A 6,755-nucleotide genomic window follows, 5' to 3' on the forward strand; every position below is an offset into this window, starting at 1 on the left:
TCCAGCCCGCGCGACGCGGCGACCATCGCGGCGTTCCTGCGCACCCGGGTGTACCGGCCGGAGTCGCTGGTGTGGCTGGAGGGCTACCAGGCCCTGCTGCGCTGGCGAAAGGAGCACGAGATCACCGGCCTCTACGCCGTCCCGTATGACGTGGAGGTGGAAGTGGGGGTCACGAAGGATTTCCCGCTTGGCCGCTGGGTCCATCAGCAGAGGAAGGCGCTGCGGGCGGGTGAGCTGGAGGAGCGGCGCAAGACCCTGCTGGACGCGCCGGAGGCCGGGATGGTGTGGGAGCCGGGCGAGGAAGCCTGGGAGAACAAGCTCGCCGCGCTCCGCTCCTACCGTCAGGCCACCGGGCACCTCGCACCGCGTCAAGACGCGGTATGGGGCGAGAGCGAGGCCGAGGGCCTGGTGCCCGTGGGGCAGCACATGGCCAACCTCCGCCGCAAGGAAGGCCTCGGCAAGGACCCGCAGCGGGCCGCCGTGCGCGCGGAGCAATTGACCGCGATCGACCCGGACTGGAACTGCCCCTGGCCACTCGACTGGCAACGGCACCACCGCATCCTCACCGACATCGTCGACACCGAGGCCGACGGCGTCCTGCCGGCCATCCAACCCGGAGTGCTCTTCGAGGGCGACGACCTCGGCAAATGGCTCCAGCGGCAGAAGAACCCGGGCACCTGGGCACAGCTTCTCCCCCAGCAGCAAGAGCGGCTGGCCAAGCTCGCCGTGCAACCCGCTGAGGCTCCGTCTCCGGTCCCGGCGGCGGCGCGTGCGACAAAGGGCCCGAGCAAGGCACAGGCAGCGTTCCAGCGCGGCCTTGCGGCCCTCACACAGTGGGTCGAACGGGAAGGCACGGACCGGCCCGTACCCCGCGGCGCAGCCGTCGAGATCGCGGTCGACGATGAGGCGGAGCCAGTGGTCGTGAAGCTGGGCGTATGGGTCTCGAACACCAAAACCCGACGCGACAAACTCACCCAGGAACAGCTGGACGCCCTCGCCAAGCTAGGCATCAACTGGGCAAGGCCGGTGCCGGCCGTCGAAGCCGCCGCAACGTGGACGGTGACGCTCTTCGACGGCGCCGACTTCAGCGGCGAGAAGCTCGTCCTGAACGCCGATTCCGCGAGGGTGGCCCTGAACGACAAGGCGTCCTCGATCGTCATCGAGACGGATGACGAGCCGGACTACGTCTTCGGCAGCAAGAACAACGACGACTGGTTCTACTTCGAGGACCAGACAATGGAGTGACGCACAAGGGGAGGGCCCGTACGACCATCACGGTCGTACGGGCCCTTCTGCTGTGCGGGCGAGGGAAAGGGGACAGGCGCCTCGCGCCCGCCCCATCGTGTCCGGCCGCACGACCCGTACCGACCGCCCCCGGGCGAGCACCGCGACGGCCCGGGCGAGTTCGCTGTCGGAGGGCAGCGGCCGGTGCATGTGCAGGTCGGTGCGCAAGATGTTCGCCAGGGCCAGGGCGTCACTGGGATCGGACTTCCTGCCGCTGACGCCGTGGCGGTCGCGGTAGCGGGAGGCGGCGAGCGGGTTGATCGCGAAGACCTGGCGGTTCCTTGCCCGCAGGACGGCCACGAGCAGGCCGCGGGAGGTCTCGATCGCGACCGGTATCGGCTCGGTCTCGGTGTCTCCGTGCTCGGCAAGCAGGTCCAGTAGCTTGCGATAGCCGGTCACGTCGTCGCTGATCCGGGCCTTGGCCAGCATCTTCCCCGCCTCGTCGACCAAGGCGACATCGTGATGCTTCTCCGCCCAGTCGATTCCACAGAACACACTCACGTTCGCACCTTTCATCCGCTTGTTCGCACTGGTCACGAGCACATGCGGGCCACGCGGCGACCTAATGCCAGGACTCGTCGGTCCGCCATCTCACCAAGCCGTTCGTGGCGCCAGCGCACTGCACGGGCCTCGGTCTTGCCCAGAGCTCACAGGCTCGCGGAGACAAAGGGTGAGGTCACCATGCGGCGGGCTCGCACCACAACGATCAACGTGTGACGCATGCCGATGAGTTTTGGCGGCCGGAGAACGCCGGGGGCTCCCTGTCTTGTCCTAGATCTCAACGGACCGAAGGGGTCTCGGAGTCACCCCGGTGCTCACCAGGACCGCCACGAAACTCAACCCGTACACACCGCATTAGGGGTCGGCCGGGCGGCCCGTGCGCCCCTGGCTTTGTTGGTGAGTTGCGAGAGCGCCTGTTGCTGAGCGCCGAGAGCATCCATCTCGGCGGGCAAAGTGATGTCGCTGGTTTGTGAGAGCGCCTCGGTGTTTGCTTCGGGACCATGGATGTACTCCGCGTTTGGAGAGGGCCCTGCCCCTGTCACGGGCGAACGCTCCCGCCTTACGATCTTGCCCATGTCAATCACATCTTCCATACCCGTCCTGCAGGGACGCGGCGCCACCACCCTGAGCTCGGAGCAGGATGGGCTGGTTCTGGAACGCCCCGGCGAGAAGTTGACGATCCCCACCAGGGCGATCGCCCGTGTCCACGCCGAGGCGCGAAGCCTTACGGTCGAGCTGAGGGCCCTTGCCGGGGCGACACCGTCCGTCCACCGGATCGAGGATGTGAGTCCGGCCGCAGCTGCTGCCTTCGCCGACGCCGTGAACGCACTGCTGCCTCAACGGGTGGAGGACGTTGAGGGCGTTGCCCTCGTCGATGTGCGCACCTTCACCACTACCTGGCTCCAGAAGTTCCGGCGCAGGCTGGGGCGGGCCCTGCTCGGTTGTCTGGGCGGGGTCCTCGCCCTGGCCGTGGCTACCGCCATCGCGGGGGAAGGGCCCACTCCAGTGGGCGGGGCCATGTTCATCGTGCCGTTGGGCGTCATGGCTGTTATAGGCATCGGGCTCGGCGTCGTGTGCGTCGTGCCGTGGTTCCACGAGACTCACCGGCGCAGGCACGGTGTGACCGTTGTCGCGGTGCAGACGGACGAGCCGGGGACGTACCAGTACACGGACAGCACCGGCACCCGCGTCTTCGCTCACCCGAGCACCGAGCCGTCCGTCCAGGCCAGCTACGACCCGCGGGACCCGTCGGACGTGCTCGTACTCCAGGATCGGTCCGCGCGGTTCTTCGAGATCACCCTCGGGCCCTGCTTCCTTCTGGCCGGGCTCGGCGGGCTCGCGGTCGTCATCGGGCTGGCCGTCATGATGATCCTCGGCAAACCGCTCCCTTAGCCGGCCCGACAGGCCCGACGGCTCTCAGGCCTCGACAACACATCAGGCGGGCCAGGAACACATCGTGTTTCCGTGCGGCCCGTTCCCCACCCGCGAGCCCGGCCCGCTCCCCCTGCGTCAGATCCCGGCGGATCGCCCGGTGCAGCGTCGGAATCGACGGCGGCGGAGCCCCCTCGCCCCTGGCCGCGCGAGCGGCCAGCTCACGATGAACCGCCGCAACGTTGCCCTTCCACAGCCCCAGCAGAGCCCGGACCTCATCAGTAACCGTGAACCGCCCGGGATACGCGGCCCGCTCCCCCGGTGCCCGGGCTGGCCTCGTCCCGCTCGGCGGCCGCCAGCCACCGCCACACCGCACGCTCCCGCACCCCGAGCACGTCCGCCGCCGACCTCACCTGCCCAGTGGTCAGCATTCCCTGCCGCCGCAGGGCCAGCAGACGGCGCACCGCCGTTCCCCGCAACGCCCCAACCGACTCAGCCGGCAAAGCCCCACTCGAACCACCACCCGCTCCTTCCGGGGCCGGGCCCTGCTCTCCCTGATCCACACCCCTGAGCACACCAACACCCATCGGCCAGCGGATCAGAACTCACGAAACTGAGACAGCGTCACCCCTCACGCGATAACGCTCCACGACAGCGATGCCCCGTGGATCTCTCACCTCCAAGACAGTGACCTCTCAGCCCCAAAACAACCCACGACCAGCAGCAACGCCCTCAAGCCCCGCTGTCTCTCACTCCACTGTCACAAAACCGAGAGATCGCATGCAACGCCTTAGACGCCATCTCATTTGGTGGGGTCGGTAGGCTGTCGTCAATGGTGGGGATTGTTGAGCGGCTGGTGCCGGATGAGTTGTGGGAGTTGTTTCAGCGGGTGGTGCCGGAGGCGCCATCGCGGCCTCAGGGAGGCGGTCGGCGTCGGCATGGTGATCGTGAGGTGCTGGCTGCGATCGTGTTCGTGGCCACGTCGGGCTGCACGTGGCAGCAGTTGCCCGCCGCTTCGTTCGGTCCGTCGGGGGCGACGGCTCATCGGCGTTTCTCCGAGTGGTCGAAAGCCAGGGTGTGGGCCAAGCTCCACCGCGTGGTGCTCGACGAACTCGGCTCCCGCGGCGAGTTGGACTGGTCCCGCTGCGCGATCGACTCGGTGAACATGCGGGCCCTGAAAAGGGGGACCTGACAGGTCCGAATCCTGTCGACCGGGGCAAGTACGGGTCGAAGATCCATTTGATCACCGAGCGAACCGGTCTGCCCCTCTCCGTCGGAATCTCAGGGGCGAACCTGCACGACAGCCAAGCCCTGATCCCGCTCGTGCAAGGGATACCGCCGATCCGCTCCCGCCGCGGACCGCGGCGCCGCAAACCCGCAAAGCTCCACGCCGACAAGGGCTACAACTACGCTCACCTGCGACGATGGTTACGCTGGCGCGGCATCCAGCAGCGCATCGCCCGTAAGGGAATCGAGTCCTCGCAGCGACTGGGCCGCCACCGCTGGACCGTTGAACGCACCATGTCCTGGCTCGCCGGCTGCCGCCGACTCCATCGCCGCTACGAGCGTAAAGCCGAGCACTTCCTCGCCTTCACGAGCATTGCCTGCACCCTCATCTGCTACCGCAGACTCACCAATTGAGATGACTTCTTAAGGCGTCGACGCGGAACTTGCCTGCGCCGGTGGGCACTTTGGCTGAGCAGGCCACTGCGAGGATGTGGTCAATGCCGCGCTCCTCCAGAGCCGCACGCAGTTTCGAGTTGCTGCCGTAGACCCCGTCGCCGGTGACCCGGCCGACGGAGTGTCCGGCGTCCAGGAACCGTTCGATAATCCTGCAGGCCAGGCCCGGCTTGGTCGCAAAGACAACAACCCGGCCCCGGCCCTTGGGCCACCCTCCGCCGGACTTCGCCGTGCGTGGCCGTGCCGCCGGCGACTTTCCACCTTCCGGTCTGTTCGTGCTGGAGGCGGCAGCGCGCGTCGGTGGACGTCCAGGCAGCGCAGGGGGCTTCGCGTCTCCCCCGCACGCGGGGATGGTTTCTCCTCACGGGTTGCCATCGCCTGCGGTCGGCCCTGATGATCACTGGCATCTACGCTGTAGGCCATCCGGGTGGCTGAACCAGGGACGGGGATTTTCATGGCGGAGCCAACGAACAGCGCCCGAAGAGGCGGCACGGGAACTCCACGCGCATGGAGGTCCCGGCTCGGCTGCCTTACCGGCATAGGCGTCGCACTGGCGATCGTCGGCGGCACTGCCTGGGCGACCCTGGATCTCTTGGGCTACTGGCCGGGATCCTCGATGACGACAGCCTGGGATTCCCGGAGCGAAAACAAGGCACCCGAGGACAGCACCCACCAGACCTGGCTCGTCGGCGACACCCTCGCACTCGCCCGGTACGACGCCGTCACCGGCTTCGACGCCGACTCGGGCAAGGAACGCTGGCAGTTCGTCCCGCCGCGGCGAACCGATATCTGCGCCGCCAGCAAGACCGCCGACGGCACCCGCGTGCTGGTCGCATACACCGGAAAGATCGGAGAAGCCAGCGGGGACTGTGCCGTCGTCACCGCGCTTGACCTCACCGACGGGCGCGAACTGTGGAACACCACCCTCGCCCCGGCGAACGGGGGCACCGCCGACAGATCCGATGCCCTCGCCGCGGGCGGCGGGCTCGGCGTGGTCCTCGACGCCGGGACCGGAACGGACACCACCACCGTGCGCGCATTCGATCTGCTCACCGGCTCCGAACGCTGGACGGCCGCGGTGCCGAAGGGCTGCGCCCCGGCCAGGACCGCCATCGCGCCGAAGCAGGTCGTCGCAGTACTGGCCTGCGGCGAGGAGGTGAAGCTGGCCGCCTTCGACCCTGCCGACGGCAAGGAACGGTGGACCACCCCCCTCGACACCCGCAACGGTGTCACCACCGGCTCGAGCGTGACGATCACAGCCACCGACCCGATCGTGCTGCGAGTCGACGAGGGCGACCGGGGCATCGAGGCCTTCCTCACCTTCGGGCCGGACGGCCGCCCCGGGGCGCGGGTCCAGGTCACCGGCGACGACTACGGCTCGATCGGCCCGGACACGGTCGTCTCCGACAAGCGACTCTTCGCGCTCACCGACGGCGGCCCCTGGGGACGTCTCGTCGCCTTCGACCTGACATCCGGCGACGAACTGTGGCAGAACGACGACATCGGCGGGGCCGCCTTCGTCATCCAGGGACTGCATGCCCATGCCGGTCGGGTCATGGCCGTGAAGGGATCCGACAGGTACGGGGACTACCTGTACGGCTTCGACGCCGCCACCGGAGACGAGGAGGAGGACCGCACCTTCCGGGACAACGCGGGCTCCTTCGACGGCCTGCTCCCGTACAAGGACCGGATCATCGCCGTCCGCTCGGGGAGCTCCGCCAAGCCCTTCACCGCGTACGAGCGCTGGTGACCTCCTTCATGTGGCTGTCCTTACTACGCGGTGTGGGTGGAGGCGGGGTGGTGGAGGCATGTCCCAGACGCGCTTAGGGCCTGTGTGATGTCGTGATCACGCGGTGGTCTTGAGCAGGTCGTCGATCCAGATCATGGAGGCTCGGAGGTGGAGGCCGGCGAGGTAGCTT

Annotated in this window: 6 protein-coding genes and 1 pseudogene; 4 read left to right on the forward strand and 3 right to left on the reverse strand. The window is 68.1% G+C overall.

Features of this window, described 5'->3' with window-relative positions; all coding sequences use genetic code 11:
• Nucleotides 1–1,245, forward strand: a 1,245-nt coding sequence (locus tag ACFWSK_RS37060; RefSeq protein ID WP_383796415.1) for a helicase associated domain-containing protein, incomplete at its 5' end; no start/stop codon positions are given.
• A gap of 123 nt (nucleotides 1,246–1,368) precedes the next feature.
• On the opposite strand, the pseudogene ACFWSK_RS37065 reads toward ACFWSK_RS37060, so the two are convergent.
• A pseudogene (locus tag ACFWSK_RS37065) lies at nucleotides 1,369–1,800 on the reverse strand (IS110 family transposase); the annotation flags it as partial.
• 558 nt (nucleotides 1,801–2,358) lie between these two features.
• Here ACFWSK_RS37065 and ACFWSK_RS37070 point away from each other — a divergent pair.
• Nucleotides 2,359–3,177, forward strand: coding sequence for a hypothetical protein (locus ACFWSK_RS37070; protein WP_383796418.1), 819 nt, complete (start codon nucleotides 2,359–2,361; stop codon nucleotides 3,175–3,177).
• A gap of 257 nt (nucleotides 3,178–3,434) precedes the next feature.
• On the opposite strand, the gene ACFWSK_RS37075 is transcribed toward ACFWSK_RS37070, so the two are convergent.
• Nucleotides 3,435–3,620, reverse strand: a complete 186-nt coding sequence (locus ACFWSK_RS37075) for a hypothetical protein (RefSeq protein ID WP_383796421.1) — start codon at nucleotides 3,618–3,620, stop codon at nucleotides 3,435–3,437.
• A 368-nt stretch (nucleotides 3,621–3,988) separates the two neighbouring features.
• Here ACFWSK_RS37075 and ACFWSK_RS37080 point away from each other — a divergent pair.
• Nucleotides 3,989–4,797 (forward strand): IS5 family transposase gene (locus ACFWSK_RS37080; RefSeq protein ID WP_383796424.1). Its coding sequence is split into 2 segments (ribosomal slippage): nucleotides 3,989–4,337 and nucleotides 4,337–4,797, totalling 810 coding nucleotides; the frame shifts between segments, so codons are not numbered across the junction.
• Here ACFWSK_RS37080 and ACFWSK_RS37085 read toward each other — a convergent pair.
• The gene (locus ACFWSK_RS37085) at nucleotides 4,787–5,188 is read right to left on the reverse strand and encodes a transposase (RefSeq protein ID WP_383796429.1); all 402 of its coding nucleotides are present in this window, start codon (nucleotides 5,186–5,188) and stop codon (nucleotides 4,787–4,789) included. The genes ACFWSK_RS37080 and ACFWSK_RS37085 overlap by 11 nt on opposite strands.
• A 264-nt stretch (nucleotides 5,189–5,452) precedes the next feature.
• On the opposite strand from ACFWSK_RS37085, the gene ACFWSK_RS37090 reads away from it, so the two are divergent.
• Nucleotides 5,453–6,586: a PQQ-binding-like beta-propeller repeat protein gene (locus tag ACFWSK_RS37090; RefSeq protein WP_383796426.1), complete on the forward strand. Its 1,134-nt coding sequence runs from the start codon at nucleotides 5,453–5,455 to the stop codon at nucleotides 6,584–6,586.
• Nucleotides 6,587–6,755 lie beyond the last annotated feature (169 nt).

Source organism: Streptomyces sp. NPDC058620 (genome assembly GCF_042717135.1).
Classification (GTDB): Bacteria; Actinomycetota; Actinomycetes; order Streptomycetales; family Streptomycetaceae; genus Streptomyces.